This window comes from Myxococcus llanfairpwllgwyngyllgogerychwyrndrobwllllantysiliogogogochensis (assembly GCF_006636215.1).
In the GTDB taxonomy this organism is placed as follows: Bacteria; Myxococcota; Myxococcia; order Myxococcales; family Myxococcaceae; genus Myxococcus; species Myxococcus llanfairpwllgwyngyllgogerychwyrndrobwllllantysiliogogogochensis.
In genome coordinates this window covers 1-17,883 of record NZ_VIFM01000054.1, presented here as the reverse complement: position 1 = coordinate 17,883, position 17,883 = coordinate 1, and the positions used below count along the sequence as shown (strand labels likewise).

Below are 17,883 nucleotides of genomic sequence, written 5' to 3'. Positions count from 1 at the left end.
GCCCGGGAGCCCACTTCGCCCAGCAACGGGAGGCCCGCTCGTTGATGTAGGTGCCGGTGTCAGCCTCCTGCCTCGCACGCGCCAGGAGCTCCGCGTGGAGCGGCCCACGCGCCACCCGCGCCTCGGAGCAGGGGGTGGTAATCCCATAATTTTCCTTGAATTGCCTGACATGCAGACAGACAGGAGGTAGGGTCCTGCGCCGGTGCTGACGACCATGCAGACACGCTGCCTGGTTGGAATCCTTCTCTCAGGCTGAAACGGGACATTGACGCAAGGCGCGCCGGCCCGCACGCTGAGGTCACTGCCACCCCGGAGTCACTGCTTCCCGATGTCTACTCCTCCGCTTCCGACCCCTGGCGCGCTGTTCCGGCGGATGTACCTGCTGCGGTCCCTCATCACGACGGTGGCCTTCTGTCCGGCCCTCTACGTGGACATGCAATTGCTCTCACTGGAAGGGCCGCGCGCGACGCGCATCCTCCTGGGAGTCATCACGCCGCTGGTGTTGGGGTTGTGCGCGGTGGCGCAGCCGGTGCTTGTGATTCCGTGGCTCCTGAAGCGCGCCATGGCCTCGCAGGGGAAGCTGCGCGTGGAGCGGCTGATCCGCATCCCTTCGACGCTGGCGTTCGGCGAGTCGATGGTGTCGTGGTTCATTGGAGGGGTGCTCTTCAACGGCGGCGTGGCGTTGCTGTTGGACAGGCCCATGTCGGTGGTGCCGGTGGGCGTGGCGGTGGCGGTGAGCGCGGGGCTGTTCAGCAGCCCGCTCCTGTACATGCTCTATGAGCAGATGCTGATGCCCACCGTGCTGGAGGCGTACCAGCGCGCGCCGAGTGCCCGGCCCGCGGGCGAGGGCTTCGCGCCGAGGCAGCTGTGGCTGCTTCCGGCCACCGTCGTGTCCGCGCTGCTCGTCACCTGTCTGACGAGCATCGTCACCCTGCACCTGAGGCTGGAGCGGGAGATGGGCGCGCTGGCGGCCGACATCGAGTCACGAGGACAGGCCGCGTCGGCCGACCGCGTGCGCGCCACCGTGGCGCCGCTGCAGCGCGACCTGGTGCTGCCGGTCATCATGTTCGGCGGTTATGCCGCGCTGGGTTCCATCCTCACGGCGGCGTGGGCCGCGCGCAGGCTCGCCAAGGGCTCGCGGGCGGTTGGTGCGTCGCTGGAGGCGTTGGTGGAAGGCCGCGCCGCGCCGCCGCGCTGGGTGTCCACGGACGAGCTGGGTGACCTGGCGGCGACGACGTGGCAGCTCTATCAGCGGCTCCAGGAACTGCCTCGTTCGCTGCGCTCGTCGGCCGGGGACCTGGCCCAGGCGGGCAACCGGTTGTCGGAGGCCAGCAGCCAGCAGAACCAGACGTTGTCGCGACAGGCCGCGGCGCTGCATCAGGCGCGCGCCACCGCGCAGGAAATCCAGCAGGCGTCGCATGTGGCGGCCTCGCGCGCCACCAGCATCCTCCAGGTCGCCGAGCGCGCCGCCGCCGTGGGCCGGCTGGGCGAGGAGTCCCTGCTCGGCACCGAGAAGGGCCTCGCCTCCATCCGCGAAATCGCCGACGGGCTGCATGAGCAGATGCAGGACCTGGGGCAGCGCGCCCGCGAGGTGGGTCGCGTGTCGGAAGTGGTGAAGGCGCTGGCGGACCAGTCGCACATGCTGGCCATCAACGCGGCCATTGAAGCCACGCGCGCGGGTGAGCACGGCAAGGGCTTTGGCGTGGTGGCGCGGCAGATGCGCGAGCTGGCGGACCAGTCCGTCCAGGCCACCAATCAGGTGCGAGGCTTGTTGGAGACGATGGCCTCGGCCGCAACCCAGGCGACGGAGATGACGGACCGGGGCGCCGCGGGTGTGGAGACGGCGCTGACGCCGCTGCGCACCAGTGGCGAGCGGCTGCGCGAACTGGCCACGCTGTCCCGCGAGTCCGCGTCCGCAGTGCGGCAGATCGCCGAGGCGGTGGCCCAGCAGCACCAGGGCGTGGACCAGCTCTTCGCCGCCGTGCGCGAACTGGACGAACTCACGACGGACACACTGCGCCACCTGGACACCACGCAGCAGGCCGCCGTCGCCGTCACGCATGCGACGGGACAGGTGTCCCAGCTCGCGCAGCGCTACGTCTGAAGCAGCGTCGCTTCCTCCGCTGACACCGGAGGCTCGGGCGCGAGCCTCCGTCCAGTGCGCGGCGCTACGTCTGAGCCCGCGCCTGTTCCTCCGCTGACACCGGAGCCTCCGACGCGGGCCTCCGCCCAGCGCATCGTGACGTCTGAGCTGGTGGCGCTTCCTCCGCTGACACCGGAAGCTCGGGCGCGGGCCTCCGCCCAGCGCATCGTGACGTCTGAGCCAGCGTCGCTTCCTCCGCTGACACCGAAGGCCCGGCGAAGGCCTCCGCCCAGTGCGCGGCGCTACGTCTGAGCCGGCGTCGCTTCCTCCACTGACACCGGAGGCTCCGGCGCGAGGTGCCCATCCAACGTCAGCACTGGCGCGCGCAGCAGCACCATCAACTGTCCCGCGAGCACACCCAGGCGAGAGAGCCGCTCACGAGGCTCCTCGCCGCCCTCCTCGAAGCTGGCCGCATCCAGGTACGTCAGCTGAACCTCCGCGCGCCCCTGGAGCGCTCCCACCCGCGCGTCGAGCGCGGCCAGTCGCGCGAGCAGCGCCTCCAGGAAGTCCGTGGCCCGCGTCAGCGTCGCCACGCAGTCCTCCAGACACCGCACACGCGCCTCCACCGTGTCCGGCGCGGGCGATGCGGCCCAGGGCGCCGCGGCGTGGAATAGCGACACCCCATCCACCACCACCGGCACCGCGTCCTCCTGCAACCAGCCCCGCTCCAACCACTCGAGCACGGGCACCAGCTCCAGCGGCGCCGTCGCCCCTGAACCGAACAGCGGCCACGCACGCCGCGCCGCTCGCGACACGGGCTCGGCGGGCAGCGCCTCCAACGCGGCCAGGGCCTCGGCCGGAAGGACATCCTCCCGCCTCGCATGCTCCCACCGCTCCAGGCGCGCCAGCAGCCCACGCAGCGGCTCCACCACCTCCGCCTTCGCCTTCACCTGCCGCTCGCCCAGCGAGGTCATCCCCGCGCGCACGCGCAGCCGGGTCGACTTGAGCGAGCCCAACGCCACCGCGTGCCGCTCACGAGCCGCCCGGACCTCCGGCGGCTCCGGCGCCCCCACGAGGCCCTCATCCAGGACCCGCTTCACGCCGAGCCCCAGCGCCGTCAGCACCAGGCCACCCACCGCCAACGGGATGAAGAAGGGCATACGCTCGCGACCTCCACGGACAGGGTGACAGCTTCGCATCCGTCACGCCCCACACGCGAGGGACCCCCTCCGTTCGCATGGAGGGGAAGGAAGCTCAGCCAGCGCGCGCCCGGGGCGCCTGCATCGACGACGGGCCCGCCGCCTCCCGCTTCGCGTCGTCCAACGGCGGCACGTACGGCCAACCCGGCAGCGGCCCTTGGCCCGCCTCGCGGTTGAGGTAGTCCGCGGCGATGTTGGCGCTCTCCATGATGGTGAGCAGCCCGCTGCCCGGATGCGTGCCCCCACCCACCCAGAACAAGCCCTCCACGTCCGGACTCTTCACCCGGGGCCGCAGCGGCCCCAATTGCATCCATGTATGAGAGAGATTGAAGACCGCGCCCCGGAACACGTTGAAGTCATCCCGCCAGGTCTCCGCCGTGAAGTAGCGCTCCTCGCGAATGTGCTCACGCACGCCCTTCAGCCCCACCTTCGCGAGCATGTCTGGAATGCGCTCGCGCAACGTGGCCTCCGTCTTCGCCCAGTCCACGGGCCGCGCCGTGTTGGGCGTGGGCACGAGCACGTAGAGCGTGGAGTGCCCCTTCGGCGCGCCGGACGGGTCCGTCACACACGGGTTGCACACGTAGAAGGGCGGGTCGTCCACGTCGACGCTCCGGTCCTCCAGCGCGTCCCGGTCCGTGCGCCGCGCCGCCTCCGAGAGATAGATGAGGTGGTGCGGCAGGTCCTCGTAGCGCGTGTCCAGCCCGTAATACGCCATGAACGTGCTGCACGAGTACTTCGCCTTCTCCAGCGCCGCGTCCGTCAGCCGCGAGCCCTCGCGCGCCTCGGCGGGCACCAGCTTCGTCGCCGCATACGGCAGGTCCGCGTTCATCACCACCGCGTCCGCGTCCAGCACCTCGCCCCCCACCAGCGTCACGCCCACCACGCGCCCCGCCTCCACGCGCACGCGCTCCACCGGCGCGCCCATGCGGAACGTCGCGCCCAAATCTTGCGCGCACCGCATCATCCCTCGCGCCAGCTCTCGGAAGCCGCCGTCGACGTGCCACACCCCGAAGGCCAACTCCAGGAAGGGAATCACGCTGAACACCGACGAACACGTCGTCGGGTGCAGGCCCAGGTACTTCGACGGATACGCCAGCGCGTACGTCAGCCGGTCGTCATGGAAGAACGAGTCCAGGTGCCGGTACAGCGTCTGCCAGGGCTTGAAGCGCAGCGTGGGCGCCAGACGCCAGGGGGCGTAGTAACCCAGGCTTCCCGCGTGCGTGCAGATGAACTTCTCGTACGCGACGCCGTACTTCTCCCTCCCTTCCGCCAACCACCGGCGCATCGCCGCGGCCTGCTCCGGACCGAAGCGGGCGACCTCCGCCTCCATGCGCTCCGGGTGTCGGCTGGTGTCCAGGTGGGTGCCATCCCAGAAGTGCACCCGCGTGTTGACGTCCAGGGGGACCAGCTTCACGTAGTCCGCCAACCGCCGGCCCGCCCGCTCGAAGATGCGCTCCAACACACCGGGGAGCTGGAGGATGGAAGGACCAGTATCGAGCGAATACTCGCCCTGCGGTCCGAGCGTCAGGCCCTTCATCCGCCCGCCGGGCACCGGGTCCTTCTCCACCACCGTGACTCGAAAGCCCTGGCCGGCCAGGTTGATGGCGGCGGACAGCCCACCCGGTCCCGCTCCCACGACGATGACGTGACGCACCATGGCTCCTAGAATGCCCTGAGCGAGCAGCCGTTGCAGTGTCCGTGGTGCGAACGGGCGGGCGGGGATTGTGTTTCGGCCCCGGACGTTTCTCCTGGAGGACACGCGCGGGTGGGGACGGCTTGAAGGGGGCCGCCGCGCACTCGAAGCTCGCGTCGTCGTTCTCCCGGCCCCTTCCCCGGCAACCTCCCTCCGGTCCTGCTTCCGCGAAGCCGTGTCGCCCCCCCTCCTCTCCCACCTGCGCCGCAACGCGGCCGCGTATGGCGCCCTGCTGACGGGGCTGCTCATCACCGCGGGGGCCACGGCCTACGTCCAGCGCGGCGTGGACCTGCGCCGGGAGCAGCTCTTCGAGAACGCCGTCACCGACGGCAGCGTGGCGCTCCTGCAACGCATGGACATGTACCAGGCCATGTTGCTGGGCACGCGCGGGGTGTTCAGCGGCAGCCAGGAGGTGGAGCGGCGGGAGTTCCGCGCGTACACCGCGAGCCTGGAGGCCCGGCGGCGTTTTCCTGGCATCCAGAGCATCGGCTTCGCCCAGTGGCTTCGCGAGGAGGACCTTCCACGGCACGAGGCCGAGATGCGCGCCGAGGGCTTTCCCGACTATCGCGTCCGTCCCCGCATCGTGCGGCAGGACCACGCCGTCATCACCATGGTGGAGCCCTTCGACGGGAACAACGCTCGCGCGTTCGGCTTCGACATCGCGTCCGAGCCCGTGCGTCACGCGGCCCTCCAGCGCGCGCTGGAGACGGGGCTGCCCGCGGCCTCTGGCAAGGTGAGGCTGGTGTCGGAGCCGAAGAGCGCACCAGACCGACAGGTGGGCTTCCTGCTCTACGTGCCGCTCTACGAGGAGCCCGAGCCCTCGACACCCGAAGCACGCCGCGCCCAGATTCAGGGCTTCGTGTTCGGCGCCTTCCGCATGAGGGACCTGGTGGAGGGCCTGCGCTTCCCCGGCTTCCAGTCCACCATTGACCTGACCATCTATGATGGGGGCGGCACCCGCGCGACGGACCTGCTCTACACCTCGCGCTCCGAGCAGACCCCGAAGGGGCGCGGCCTGCTCCGTGAGCAGCTCACCGTGCTGGTGGCGGGAACACCCTGGACGCTGGTCTTCACCACACGGTCCGCCTTCTTCGAGGGGACGCGCTCCAGCCACCCAGCCACGGTGGCGGGCGGGGGGCTGCTGATGTCGCTGCTGGTGTTCCTCGTCACGCGCGCCCAGGTGAACGCGAGGGCCAGCGCGGAGCGCGCCAGCGCCGAGCAGCGACGACTGGCGAGCGAGGCCCGAGCGGCGGTGCGGGTGCGCGACGAGTTCCTCAGCGTCGCCGCGCACGAGCTGCGCACGCCGCTGACGTCCCTGAAGCTCCAGCTCCAGCTCCTCTTCCGACAGCTCCACCAGGGCGAGCCGGTGGACACGGTGCGCCTGGAGCGCGGCGTGGAGACCTGCGAGCGGCAGACGACCCGACTCACCAAGCTGGTGGACAGCCTGTTGGACGTGTCGCGGCTGTCGAGCGGCAAGCTGGAGCTCCAGTTGGAGTCACTGGAGCTGGGAGAGCTGGTGCGTGAGCTGGTGCACCGCTTCGAGGCGGAGGCGCAGACGATGAACGTGCGCCTGGACGTGGACACGCCCGAGCCGGTGACGGGCCGGTGGGACCGGCTGCGGCTGGAGCAGGTCATCACCAATCTATTGTCCAACGCGCTCAAATACGGACACGGCGCACCGGTGGAGGTGCGCGTGCTCGGGGACGAGGCGGAGGCCCGACTGGAGGTGAGGGACCGGGGCATCGGCATCGCGCCCGAGGACGCGGCGCGCGTGTTCGACCGCTTCGAGCGCGCGGTGTCCAGCCGCCATTACGGCGGTCTGGGCCTGGGGCTGTTCATCACCCGCCAGCTCGTCGAGGCACATGGCGGACGCATCTTCCTGGAGAGCCACCCCGGTCAGGGCACCACCTTCATCGTGGTGTTGCCTCGCGCCGGACCGGTCCCCGGCACGCCGCTGCCACCCCCGCCCCCGACGGAGCCCACCGGGCCGCTCGCGCCCTGAGTGGGAGCCGAGCCCGACGGGAGGACACGCCCCTCGCCGGGCTCGCGCCACCTGTCAGCGGTAGTACGGGGACACGGCCGCGGAGATGCGGTTCACCAGGTCCTCCGTCTGGACCCGGTCGGCCTCGGGCAGCGACGGGAGCCCGATGGTGAGCGTGTCACGCAGCTCGCGCAGCAGCAGGTACGCGGGCAGCGACTGCTGGGCCTTGAGCACATCCACCAGGGTGCGGCGCGCGGCGTACCCGCGCACCCCATCCGTGTTGAGGATGATGGCCTCGATGTCGGCGAGCATGGGCGTCAACAGCGCGGGCGTCAGCGCGGGGTTCGAGGTGAAGTAGCCCCGGTCCGTCGCCGGGTCCAGGTACAGGCGCTGGAAGATGCGCCGCGTGAGTTCATCCGCGCGGGCCGGATAGTCGGGCCGGGCCCCCGGGGGAATCACGAGCGGCGGACGCAGCTTCGCCATGAGGAGGTCGTAGGCCAGCACCTGCGTCGGCGGGTCCGCGACGCGCACGAACCCCAGGTAGGGAGACGAGGAGCGGTTGAAGTACCCCTGCAGTCGCTCCCAGGAGAGCGGGCTGTTCAGCAGGTAGTCCTCATGTCGCTGGAACACCGGGCCGTGCCACTGCGCGAGGGAGTCCGCGAAGCGGTCATACGTCATGCAGTACGGGTCCGTGCGCCGGTCGTCATCCGAGCAGAACGGCTCCGTGGGCAGCGTCGACGACAGGCCGTAGAGGTAGCGCACCGCGCTCGTGTCATAGCTGCCCGGGGCGCCCATCAGCGCCATGTCCACGGGGTCCAGGTAGTCCATCACCGATGAGGAGGCGAGGGACGTGGGACTTCCGTCGTTGACGCGGGAGCCGGAGAAGTTGTGGCGCAGGCCCAGCGTGTGCCCCACCTCATGCAGGATGATACCGGTGATGTAGCGCTCCACCTTCTGCTTCTTCGTCAGCCCCGCCAGCCGCCCGTGGGCCTCCGCCTGGACGCGTGCGCGCGCCTCGCGTGGGTCCGGTGCGCGCATTCCACAGGAGTCACCGCCCGACAGGCCGCCCCAGGTCAGTCGCAGGGAGTCCTCCGGCCGCGTGTCTGGCACGGGAGGCACCAGGGCCGTGTCCTCGTCGTAATAGAACAGCCCGTTGAGCATCCAGCTCAGCGAGTAGTAGACGCTCGCGCCCCGAATCTCGCCGGTGTCGGGGTTGCTGCGCCAGTTCGCGAAGGCCAGGGGCATCAGCTCGTCCGTGTCGACGATGACGACGTTGCGGTCATCGTCGGCGAAATCCCGCATGCCGCCCCCGACGACGGCCTCGAACACCTTGAAGCCGAACACGGCATTCCAGCCCTCGATGCCGCGCTTCATCGCGCCCACGACGTCATATCCCTGGAGGCGCGGGTCCTGCTGCGCCGCGAGCACGGTGTCCATGATGTGCCAGCGGATGGGTGTCATGCCCGGGTAGACGTTCCACTTCACGGCCACCTGGCGAATCTCCTCCACCGTCGTGTTCGGAACGATGCTCCGGGCGCTGCGGAAGTAGTGCTCCCGAGGCGGCAGCGGCGTGGGCGTGTAGCCCGGCCCCTCCGCGTATCGGCGCAGGGAGATGCTCAGGGTGCCCGCGGCCCGGAAGGCGTTGTCCTCGTTGTAGTAGGACGCCCACTCGTAGGGCAGGTCCGAGTAGCCCGTGAAGACCTGCTCGAAGGCGACCCCATCGGCGAGCCGCCGGAAGCGCTGCGCGAAGCTCAGCTCCACCTGGAAGTGGATGGTGTTCACCCCCAGCCTGTCACCCACCACGCCGTAGCGGTTGAGCCCCTCCGAGGGGTCGATGAGCACATACTGGCTCGCGCCCGGCAGACGGTTGAAGGCGCGATGGTCCGTGACGATGGGGTACGCATCCACCAGCACCTGCGGGTCGAACACGTCGCTCATGACCTTGCGTCGGTCGACGTCGAAGACGAAGAGCTTGCCGTTCTGCTCCTCGAAGCTCACCACCTGGCTGCCCAGCACCTCGCCCGCGAACTCGCCGACGCCGCCCGGGTGCCACTGCTTGGTGAACGCGGTGAGGAACCACTTCTGCTTCAGCTCACCGCGCCGGATGGCCAGGTAGAAGCTGGCCCCCGCGTTGTCCACCACGCCGTCGAGCCGCTGGGAAATCGTCGCCCGCTGCTCCGCGCTCATCTCCCGGGGGATGGAGATGAAGGCTCCTTCCAGCTCCACCCCGAGGTCCACCTCCGGGGCGTCTTCCGGCACGGAGGCGGGCGGAGGGTCGCCGCAGCCCGTGCTTAGAAACATCGCCAGCGAAAGGGCGCTCCACCACGCTCGGCGTCTGTGATTGCTCCATTGAGGCATGCCGTGCTCCACACAACCGGATGGAGGGATTTCCATCCGGTGTCGGAGCAACGGGACGCCTTCACGGCGCCCCTCACGCGCGACAGGCCATGACCACCGCGGCGCAACGACTCCGCCGCGGGAACGATATGGATTTCACCGGGAAGCGTTCCTGCCCGCCCCGAGGTGCGCGAACCGGGTGTTACTCGTACGTCGGCAGACAGCGGCTGCCGACCGCCGTGTACGGCTGCCAGACACAGCGCTGCGAGCCCGTCCTACAAGCCTCCTGCGTCTTGAACTGCGCGCAGAAACACTCCCAGGCATTGGCGCTGGAGCAGAGCTCCTGCTCCGTCCCGGAGACAGCCTCCGGCTCGGTTCCAGCGGACTCGACACCACCACCACACGCGGACAGACCCAGGAGCGAAAACAGCACGACCAAGCGACGCATGATGTGAACTCCAGCGCGATGAGGGCGCAACCGCCCCCGGTGAGCTGGACCTTGCCTCAGGCTTCAGAGGAGTGTCCAGAATTACAAGGAAATAAGAATTTCCCAGCAACGACAGTGCCTCGTGAGAGGCACCGATTCCTAGACACCGACGGACGACAGGTGGCGCAAGGTGGAGGGTGGCGTGGCGCTACCAGGCGTAGTCCTCGGGCGCGGGACGGTGCCCCGGGAAGATTTCATCCAGCCGGGCCAGGGCCTTGTCATCGAGCTTCACCTCGAGCGCTCGGAGCGCCGCGTCGAGCTGCCCCGCGGTGCGGGGTCCGATGATGGGCGCGGTGACGGCGGGTTGGTGCAGCAGCCACGCCAGCGAGACGTCACCCGGCTCGTGTCCCAGCTCGGCGGCGAGACTCTCGTAGCGTTCGATTCGCTCGCGATTCTTCTGGAGGGCTTCCTGCGCGCGGCCCTCCAGCCGGCGCTTGCCCTCGCGCTCCTTCTTCAGCACGCCGCCGAGCAGACCGCCCTGGAGCGGAGACCACGGCAGGATGCCGACGCCGTAGTGCTGAGCGGCGGGCAGCACCTCCAGCTCCACGGTGCGCGCCATCAGGTTGTAGAGGGACTGCTCGCTCACCAGCCCCATGAAGTCGCGTCGCGCGGCGGCGGCCTGGGCCTGGGCGATGTGCCAGCCCGCGAAGTTGCTGCTGCCGACATAGAGCACCTTGCCCTGGGCGACGGCGACCTCCATCGCCTGCCAGATTTCCTCCCACGGCGTGGCGCGGTCCACGTGGTGGAACTGGTACAGGTCGATGTAGTCGGTGCGCAGCCGCTTGAGGCTGGCGTCCAGCGCGCGGCGGATGTTGAGCGCGGACAGCTTGCCCTCGTTGGGCCACTCTCCCATGGGGCCGTAGAGCTTGGTGGCGAGCACGGTGCGCTCGCGCCGACGGCCGCCCTGCGCGAACCAGTTGCCGATGATCTGCTCGGTGCGGCCCTTGTTCTCGCCCCAACCGTAGACATTGGCCGTGTCGAAGAAGTTGATTCCCCGCTCCAGCGCGGAGTCCATGATGGCGTGCGCGTCAGGCTCCTCGGTGGTCCAGCCGAAGTTCATCGTGCCCAGGCACAGCCGACTGACAGAGAGCCCCGAGCGCCCCAGGTTCGTGTACTTCATGTCGACTCCCTCGCGGCCGGATGGAAGGACGCTGCGCGTTGGGGAACGGTCCGGCCGGATGCCGTTCGAGCGCGCCACAGTGACGACTTGCATCCAGTGCGTCGAGTCCGAACAGGACCACCGTTCAATCCCTGCCCTTCGACCCGGACCCTCGCGGGGGGCGTCACGAGCGTCGGGGTGCCACGGGATCAGCGCAGCGCCACCGACGTCATTCGCGACACGATTCGCAGACAGGCCTTGAGGGCGGGGCCTGGGGGCGTGGGAGCGCGGGCAATCACCAGGTCCACATGGCGGGGAGCTCCCGCGACGGCGCGGTAGACAGCGCCCTCTCGCGAGAAGGTGCGGACCGACTCCGGGAGGATGGCGCACCCGAGCCCGGCCGCCACCAGGCTCACCATGGTGAACCACTCCACCGCCTCGGTGACGAACGTGGGCGTAAACCCCGCCTCCAGGCACATGCCCATCATCGCGTCATGCAGCGACGGCGCCGTGTCCCGCGCGAAGCCGATGAAGGGCTCATCCGCGAGCTGCTCCAGCGGCACCCGCGCGCGGCGCGCCAGCCGATGACGCGACGGCAACACGAGTACGAGCGGCTCCCGGCGCAGCGTGTCGACGCGAACCCCTGGCGCGATGACGGGCCCGCGCACGAAGGCCACGTCGAGCTGCCCCAGCCGGACCTCCTCCAGGAGCGTCACGCTGTCCGCCTCGCGCAGCATGAGGTGCACATCCGGGTGCTCGGCCCGCAGGCCGCGCAGGACGTCCGGCACCAGGGCGAACGCGGCCGGATTGACGAACCCGACGCGCAGCAAGGACTGCTGCTCCCTGGAGGTGCGCTGGGCAGCCTCCGCCGCATGGGACAGGTGGACGAGCGCTCGCCTTCCCGCTTCGAGCAGCGTCCTGCCCGCCGGGGTCAGCTCGACGCGCCGCCGGTCCCGCTTCAGGAGCTGGCAGCCCAGCTCCTCCTCCAGCCGGCGAATCTGCTGACTCAGCGCGGGCTGCGCCAGACGCAGCCGCTCCGCGGCCTTGCGGAAGTGCAGCGTCTCCGCGACCGCGATGAAACACGTGAGGCGACGGGCATCGAGCGTGGGTGAGATCACTTCGCTATCACAGGCCTGGATTTCGGTATTGGACGCGAGGCGGGGAGCTGACTTCTAACGGAGCCCATGTCCTCGAGCATCATGGCCTTCCTGGCATCGCTGTCACTCGCCATTTCGGGCGTGCCCCGGTTCGAGCCCGCACCCTGCCCCGCCACCGTGGAAGCCGGGGAGCGCATCGACTGTGGGTTCCTGGTGGTTCCGGAGAATCGGAGCAAGGCGGAAAGCCGCTCCATCCGGCTGCCGGTGATGCGCCTGCGAAGCCGCGCCGAGCGCCCGGCGAAGGACCCGCTGCTCTTCATGCCGGGCGGACCCGGGGTCAGCGCCGTGGCCCGGCTGCGCTCCGGGAAGAAGAACCTCCTGCTCGACGAGCGCGACCTCATCGTCCTCGAGCAGCGCGGCGTGAAGATGGCCCAGCCAGCGCTGGAGTGCCCCGAAATCAACACGCTCAAGGGTGAGATGGCGGCGGGCCGGCTGCGCGGCGCCAGTGCCCAGAACGCGCTGACGAAGGCGGCGGGCCGCTGCCGTGCGACGTTGACGGCGTCCGGGGTCGACCTGGACGGGTACACGACGACGGCGACGGCGGATGACATCGAGGATTTGCGCAAGGTCCTCGGCTACGAGACGTGGAACCTCCAGGGCCTCTCCTACAGCACGCGGTTGATGCTCACCGTGCTGCGCAGACATCCGGCGGGAGTGCGCTCGGTCATCCTGGATTCGGTGCTGCCGCCCGAGGTGAATTTCGACGAGGTCGCCGCGGTGAACCTGCTGCGCTCGCTCGACCTCGTGTTCGACGGGTGCGCCATCGACCGCGAGTGCTCGGCCGCGCATCCGGACTTGCGCAAGCGCTTCGCCCAGCTCGTCGCCACCGCCGAGCGCAAGCCCTTGCCTCTCGGCTTGAAGGAGTCCGCTACGGGAGGTCGGCCGGTGGAGGTGCGCGGCGCGCAGGTCGTCGAGGCCCTCTACAATGCGCTGCATGACCCCGAGCGGATTCCCCTCCTCCCGCGCATCATCAGCCGGGCGGCGGCGGGCGATTACTCGGAGCTGACGCCGCTGGTGGAGGACAGCCTGGGTCCGTCGACGATGAGCTGGGGGCTGCGGCTATCCGTCTGGTGCTCGGAGGAGACTCCGTTCGAGGACCCGAAGCGCATCGCGGCGCAGCGCTCACCGGCCCTCGGGCTGGGCGGGGTGGACGAAGGGACGGCGTCCATGGAGACGTGCCGGGTGTGGAACGTGGCGCCGGTGCCCGCGGAGGAGAACACGCCGGTGAAGAGCGACGTGCCGACGCTCATCTTCGCGGGGGAGTTCGACCCGGATACGCCTCCTGACTGGGGACGGCAGTTGCTCGAGTCCATGCCACAGGCCCGCTACGTCGAGCTGCGGGGCTACAGCCATGGCGCGTCGTTCAATCGCTGCGGCGGACAAGTCACCATGGCCTTCCTCCGCGACCCCAAGGGGCCACTGCCCCTGGACTGCGTCCTCCAGCTTCGCGGCGCGGACTTCGGCAAGAGCGCAGCGGCCCCTTGAGGCGCCGTTGCGTCCGAGGCGCTAACCTCTGGAGGCATGACGACCAGGACACTCCCGTTCCGAGGGAGCATGAGCCACAAGCCTTCTGAGAGCCTCCGTCGCGATATCGAGCGGTGGCTGAGAGAGTTCCTGCTCAATCCCACGGAGCCCGCTGACCAGCGCGAGCGGGCCCGCGAGCTCGGCGGGCTGCCCCTGTACGCCGACATGGGCGGCCTGGTCGTCCTTCGCCCAGACGGCACGGTGTTCACGTACGACTGGGAGGACTCCAAGTCCGAAGCGACCGATGACGCGTGGAAGGTGGTCGCACTCACCACGAGCCGCGAGAAGTATCCCCGACTGCGGGAGCTGTTGCCCGAGCGCACCGTGAGCGCGCTCGACTGCGCGGCCTGCACGGGGACGGGGTCCATCCTCCGCACCGCGACGTGCTGGAAATGTCTGGGCCTCGGCTGGCACGAGCCAGAGGCCGTTGGCGTCGCGGGCTGAAGAAGCCGCGCCGGAAGCCAGCGTCACTCCATCAAGCCACGTGAGACGCGCGACGAACGCGCCGCTGCACGAAGTGCGTGAGCAGCAACACCACGCCCCACCACACCAGCCCCCAGACAAGGACGACCGCGACCCAGCCGAGCACCGAAGGTCCGGCCCAGCCGCCCGACGGTTCCTGTGACAAGACTGGGAGCCCCAGGGCACGCAGGGGCATCAGCGGCAGGTAGACGGAGCCGGCCAGCGCGGGCGCAATCGACGCCGGGACGAACACAATCGCGAGGAAGTGCAGCGCCATCATCGCGCCCCAAGCCACCCATCGAATCAGCATTGCGTCACAGCCTCTGGTGACCGGGCCCATGAGTCAAGGGCAGCCTCAGGGCACGGCGAAGGCACGCAGGTGCGTCCACTCGTCCTTCACCGTCGCTGCCAACATCGCCTCCTGCAGCGAAGGGAGAGGCCACGCGTCAAGCTCGAGACTCCTCGAGACACGCGCGACCTCCCGTCCCTCTTCGAGAGCCAGCACCGCTTGGGCCAGTCGCTCGGAGTCCATGAGCAGCACGGCCCCCTCCCTCATCGTGTTCAGCCCCACCAGGCGCTCGACGAGCGTCGACTCGGCCGCCATGCGCTCACCCAGGGACCACAGCACCCGCCCCAGCCGCATGCGGTGGTCAGCGGAGAGCCCCTCGCCGGAGGCCTTGACGACCTTGGAGATCAAATAGGACCCGTCAATCACCAGCCCACTCACCGTCACCATGAAGGCGCCATTCTCGGGGTGAGCCACCCCCGCTGACCTCAAGAGCCGCTCCGCTTGCGCGTACATCGACACGGTGGACGTGGGCCGGAAGTCGGGCAGGGCCGCGATGCGCTCCAGTTCGCGGAGCTCTTCGTCGGTGAACGGCGCATCGGCCACGCGAGGCTCCAGCAAGAGCAGGAGGGAGCGCTGCATGTCCGTCGGCGCATCCTCCGCGAAGCGACGGAGTCGTGACCGCAACAGGTCGCGCTGCTCCCCAGCAAGGACGTCGCGCTGGAAGAACGCCAGGGCGGCCAGCAGCAATCCAGGGTCCTTGACCTCCTCCAGATGCGCGAACAGCCAGCGCCGCGACTCCGCATCAAGCTCGTCGCCGGCGAGCGCGAGCACCAGCCGGACCTCCGCGCTGTTCGTCCGCCCCCAGGCTCCAGCCAGTAGTGCCTTCGCCTTCTCCATGAAATCACCCATCCCGTCGAACAGGTCGCGGTCCTGGAACCCCGGACGACCCGCCTTCCTCCACGCCCACAAGAATGAGTCGCGCCAGTCCTCTGTCGGGTGGGTACCGCGCCTCTCGATGAGCACTTCGAGGACCGGTGCTTCGAGACTCGCGGGCGCCGCCGCGCGCAGGCGCTTCACCATCCCCGTGGCCTCCTTCAGCGAGCCCCGCTCCAGGAAGACACAGGCTTGGACGAAGAGGGCCTTCGCGTCGGTGGGCGCATCTGCGAGGGCTTCGTCGAGTTGCCGCTGCGCGGTGTCGAAGTCCTTCCGCTCCGTGGCCTCGACAGCGCGCGCCACTCGCACGGAGTGCTGCTCCGGATGGGACACCAGCAAGGGAGTGGCCTGAGAATGCATACCGCCCGTGGTGGTGGAACATGCGGCGAAGAACAGGAGCAGAAAGGAACGCGCGAAAGACATGGGCGCTCCGAGCCTACCCGAAGTCACCGTGGAGACCGCCCCTGCCCTGGCGGCACGCGGGTGGTGCATTTCTTCCAAGCGCTCGCGGCCCGTTCAGGGTGGAATCCGCGTCCAACATCCTGGAGGCCACACCCCATGTCGTCGACCGCTTCACCGCTCGCAGCCCCCGAACCGTGGGACCTCGTCGCGCCCGAGTACGTGCGCGAGCTGCTCCCCGTGTTCGAGAACTTCGCCCGGGACGCCCTCTCTCGCATGGCCGTCGGCCCGGGCTCGCGCGTGGTGGATGTGGCGGCGGGTCCCGGCACCCTCTCCCTGCTCGCGGCGCGACAGGGCGCCCGCGTGACGGCGGTGGACTTCGCCCCCCAGATGCTCTCCGCGCTGCGTGAGCGCGCCACCGCGGAAGGACTCGACATCGAAGCGCTCGCCGGCGACGGCATGGCCCTGCCCCTGCCCGACCAGGCGTTCGACGCCGCCTTCTCCCTCTTCGGCCTGATGTTCTTCCCGGACCGCCCGCGCGGCTTCCGCGAGCTGCACCGCGTCCTCGCCCCAGGCGGCCGCGCCATCGTGTCGAGCTGGCTGCCCTTGGAGCACTCCCCCGCGATGAACACCGTCTATCAAAGCTTCGCGGAGCTGATGACAGGCGGCGGTGGTGGCGGTGGCGCGCCTCGGGACGGCATGATGCCCTTGTCGGACCGGGAGACGTGTCTGCGCGAGATGGCCTCGGCTGGCTTTGACGAGGTCGCCGTGTACGAGACGACGGCCCGCGCCGAATACCCATCCACCGCCGCCATGGTGGACTCCATGATTCGCGCGAGCGCCCCCGTCGTCCTGGCGCGCAAGGCCCTGGGTGAGAAGTGGCCCTCCATCCAGCAGGCTCTGCTGGAGAAGGTCTCCACCGTCCTGGGCCCGGGACCCCAGGTCGGCCTCTTCAATGCCTACCTTACCACGGGCATCCGCCATCCGTCCGCGGCGTCCAAGAACAGACACCCCACCGCCGACAAGCGTTGACCGAAAGACAGTCCCGTCACTTTTCCCGGCCCCTGGAGCCCGGAACGCTCGATTGTGACCTTTCCTCTCTCCGGAACGTCTGCGATGGCATTGCGGCTCCGGAGACAGCGTGGGGACCTACCGCATCGTGAAGAAGCTGGCCGCGGGCGGTATGGCCGAGGTCTTCCTGGGCAAGGTGGTGGGCGCCGAGGGCTTCGAGAAGCCTGTCGCCGTCAAGCGCATCCTCCCCTCCTTCGTGCAGGACGCGGCCTTCGTCGACCTGTTCCTGCGCGAAGCCAAGCTCTCCGTCTCGCTTCAGCACGGCAATGTCTTGCAGGTGCTGGACCTGGGCTCCAGCGCCGGCCAGTACTACATGGTGATGGAGTTCGTGGACGGGGAGAACCTGGGCGCGCTGCTCAAGGCGGCGCGCAGGCGACAAGTCCCGTTGGGGATTCGCGAAATCTGCTTCATCGCCCAGCAGGTGGCGGATGGCCTCGCGTATGCCCATGGCTGCACGGACTCCAGCGGCGCCCCGCTCAACATCATCCACCGCGACGTCAATCCCTCCAACGTCATGGTCTCCAGCAACGGAGGCGTGAAGCTGGCCGACTTCGGCATCGCCAAGGTCGCGGACGAGGGATACCAGGAGACGCAGGTCGGCGTGCTCAAGGGCAAAATCAACTACCTGTCCCCCGAGCAGGTCCACGGCCGTCCCGTGGACCAGCGCAGCGACATCTTCCTGCTGGGCCTGCTGCTCTACGAGATGCTCGCCGGACGCCGCCTCTTCGAGGGGACCACGCCTCACATCATCCACGCGCTGGGCAACTTCGACGAGCGCGCACTGGAGCCCCTGCCCGGCGTCCCCGCGCCGCTGTGGGCCCTGCTCCTGCGCGCACTGGCCGCCCAACCCGCCGCGCGCTTTCCCGTGGCCCGTGAGTTCTCCGAGTCCATCCAGAACTTCCTCTTCGACCACCGCCTGCGCGTGAGCGCCTCCGACATCGCCAGCCTCTTCGGCCGCGCCTTTCCCGACTGGCGCTCGCCCCTAGCGGACCTGGCCAGTGTCCCGGGAGAGGAGATTCGCCTGGAAGGCGCGGACTTTCCGCGCACGCGCACTCCTCCCGGAAGGGAGACCCGACGTCCCCCTCCGGGCCCGCCGCCCATGCTGCGGCCCGTGACGCCGCCCCCCAACGGGATGGGAGTCACAGCGGTGGCTGTCTCTTATACACGTC

The 17,883-nt window shown here is 69.4% G+C and carries 14 protein-coding genes; 6 read left to right on the top strand and 8 right to left on the bottom strand.

Features of this window, described 5'->3' with window-relative positions:
• Positions 1-328 precede the first annotated feature (328 nt).
• Positions 329-2,104 carry a methyl-accepting chemotaxis protein gene (locus FJV41_RS15875; protein ID WP_141643331.1) on the top strand — a complete coding sequence of 592 codons (1,776 nt, stop codon included), beginning with the start codon at positions 329-331 and terminating at the stop codon, positions 2,102-2,104.
• A gap of 281 nt (positions 2,105-2,385) precedes the next feature.
• Here FJV41_RS15875 and FJV41_RS15870 read toward each other — a convergent pair whose 3' ends face one another.
• Both FJV41_RS15870 and FJV41_RS15865 read right to left on the bottom strand, forming a co-directional pair.
• Positions 2,386-3,243 carry a hypothetical protein gene (locus tag FJV41_RS15870; protein ID WP_141643330.1) on the bottom strand — a complete coding sequence of 286 codons (858 nt, stop codon included), beginning with the start codon at positions 3,241-3,243 and terminating at the stop codon, positions 2,386-2,388.
• A 94-nt stretch (positions 3,244-3,337) separates the two neighbouring features.
• Positions 3,338-4,939 (bottom strand): phytoene desaturase family protein, encoded by a 1,602-nt coding sequence (locus FJV41_RS15865; RefSeq protein ID WP_141643329.1) that lies wholly within the window; start codon positions 4,937-4,939, stop codon positions 3,338-3,340.
• Positions 4,940-5,150: 211 nt separating this feature from the next.
• On the opposite strand from FJV41_RS15865, the gene FJV41_RS15860 reads away from it, so the two are divergent.
• Positions 5,151-6,977 (top strand): CHASE domain-containing protein, encoded by a 1,827-nt coding sequence (locus FJV41_RS15860; protein WP_141643328.1) that lies wholly within the window; start codon positions 5,151-5,153, stop codon positions 6,975-6,977.
• Positions 6,978-7,031: 54 nt separating this feature from the next.
• On the opposite strand, the gene FJV41_RS15855 is transcribed toward FJV41_RS15860, so the two are convergent.
• The 4 genes from FJV41_RS15855 to FJV41_RS15840 all read right to left on the bottom strand — a co-directional run bounded on the left by FJV41_RS15855 (position 7,032) and on the right by FJV41_RS15840 (position 11,997).
• On the bottom strand, positions 7,032-9,314 hold the full coding sequence (locus FJV41_RS15855) for a zinc-dependent metalloprotease (protein ID WP_181790668.1): 2,283 nt from the start codon (positions 9,312-9,314) through the stop codon (positions 7,032-7,034).
• A 181-nt stretch (positions 9,315-9,495) separates the two neighbouring features.
• Positions 9,496-9,741, bottom strand: coding sequence for a hypothetical protein (locus FJV41_RS15850; RefSeq protein WP_141643326.1), 246 nt, complete (start codon positions 9,739-9,741; stop codon positions 9,496-9,498).
• A 187-nt stretch (positions 9,742-9,928) separates the two neighbouring features.
• Positions 9,929-10,900: an aldo/keto reductase gene (locus FJV41_RS15845; protein ID WP_141643325.1), complete on the bottom strand. Its 972-nt coding sequence runs from the start codon at positions 10,898-10,900 to the stop codon at positions 9,929-9,931.
• Positions 10,901-11,088: 188 nt separating this feature from the next.
• Positions 11,089-11,997 carry a LysR family transcriptional regulator gene (locus tag FJV41_RS15840; protein WP_141643324.1) on the bottom strand — a complete coding sequence of 303 codons (909 nt, stop codon included), beginning with the start codon at positions 11,995-11,997 and terminating at the stop codon, positions 11,089-11,091.
• A gap of 66 nt (positions 11,998-12,063) precedes the next feature.
• Here FJV41_RS15840 and FJV41_RS15835 point away from each other — a divergent pair, with 66 nt between their 5' ends.
• Positions 12,064-13,521 carry an alpha/beta fold hydrolase gene (locus tag FJV41_RS15835; protein ID WP_141643323.1) on the top strand — a complete coding sequence of 486 codons (1,458 nt, stop codon included), beginning with the start codon at positions 12,064-12,066 and terminating at the stop codon, positions 13,519-13,521.
• 69 nt (positions 13,522-13,590) lie between these two features.
• Positions 13,591-14,004 (top strand): hypothetical protein, encoded by a 414-nt coding sequence (locus FJV41_RS15830; RefSeq protein ID WP_141643322.1) that lies wholly within the window; start codon positions 13,591-13,593, stop codon positions 14,002-14,004.
• 31 nt (positions 14,005-14,035) lie between these two features.
• Here FJV41_RS15830 and FJV41_RS15825 read toward each other — a convergent pair whose 3' ends face one another.
• A complete protein-coding gene (locus tag FJV41_RS15825; RefSeq protein ID WP_141643321.1) occupies positions 14,036-14,332 on the bottom strand; it encodes a hypothetical protein in 297 nt (98 codons plus the stop codon).
• Positions 14,333-14,377: 45 nt separating this feature from the next.
• Positions 14,378-15,667, bottom strand: coding sequence for a tetratricopeptide repeat protein (locus FJV41_RS15820; RefSeq protein ID WP_141643320.1), 1,290 nt, complete (start codon positions 15,665-15,667; stop codon positions 14,378-14,380).
• A gap of 135 nt (positions 15,668-15,802) precedes the next feature.
• On the opposite strand from FJV41_RS15820, the gene FJV41_RS15815 reads away from it, so the two are divergent.
• Together FJV41_RS15815 and FJV41_RS15810 are read left to right on the top strand one after the other, a co-directional pair.
• On the top strand, positions 15,803-16,675 hold the full coding sequence (locus FJV41_RS15815; protein WP_141643319.1) for a class I SAM-dependent methyltransferase: 873 nt from the start codon (positions 15,803-15,805) through the stop codon (positions 16,673-16,675).
• Between the two features lie 109 nt (positions 16,676-16,784).
• The coding region (locus FJV41_RS15810) for a serine/threonine-protein kinase (RefSeq protein WP_141643318.1) at positions 16,785-17,883 on the top strand (1,099 nt) is incomplete at its 3' end.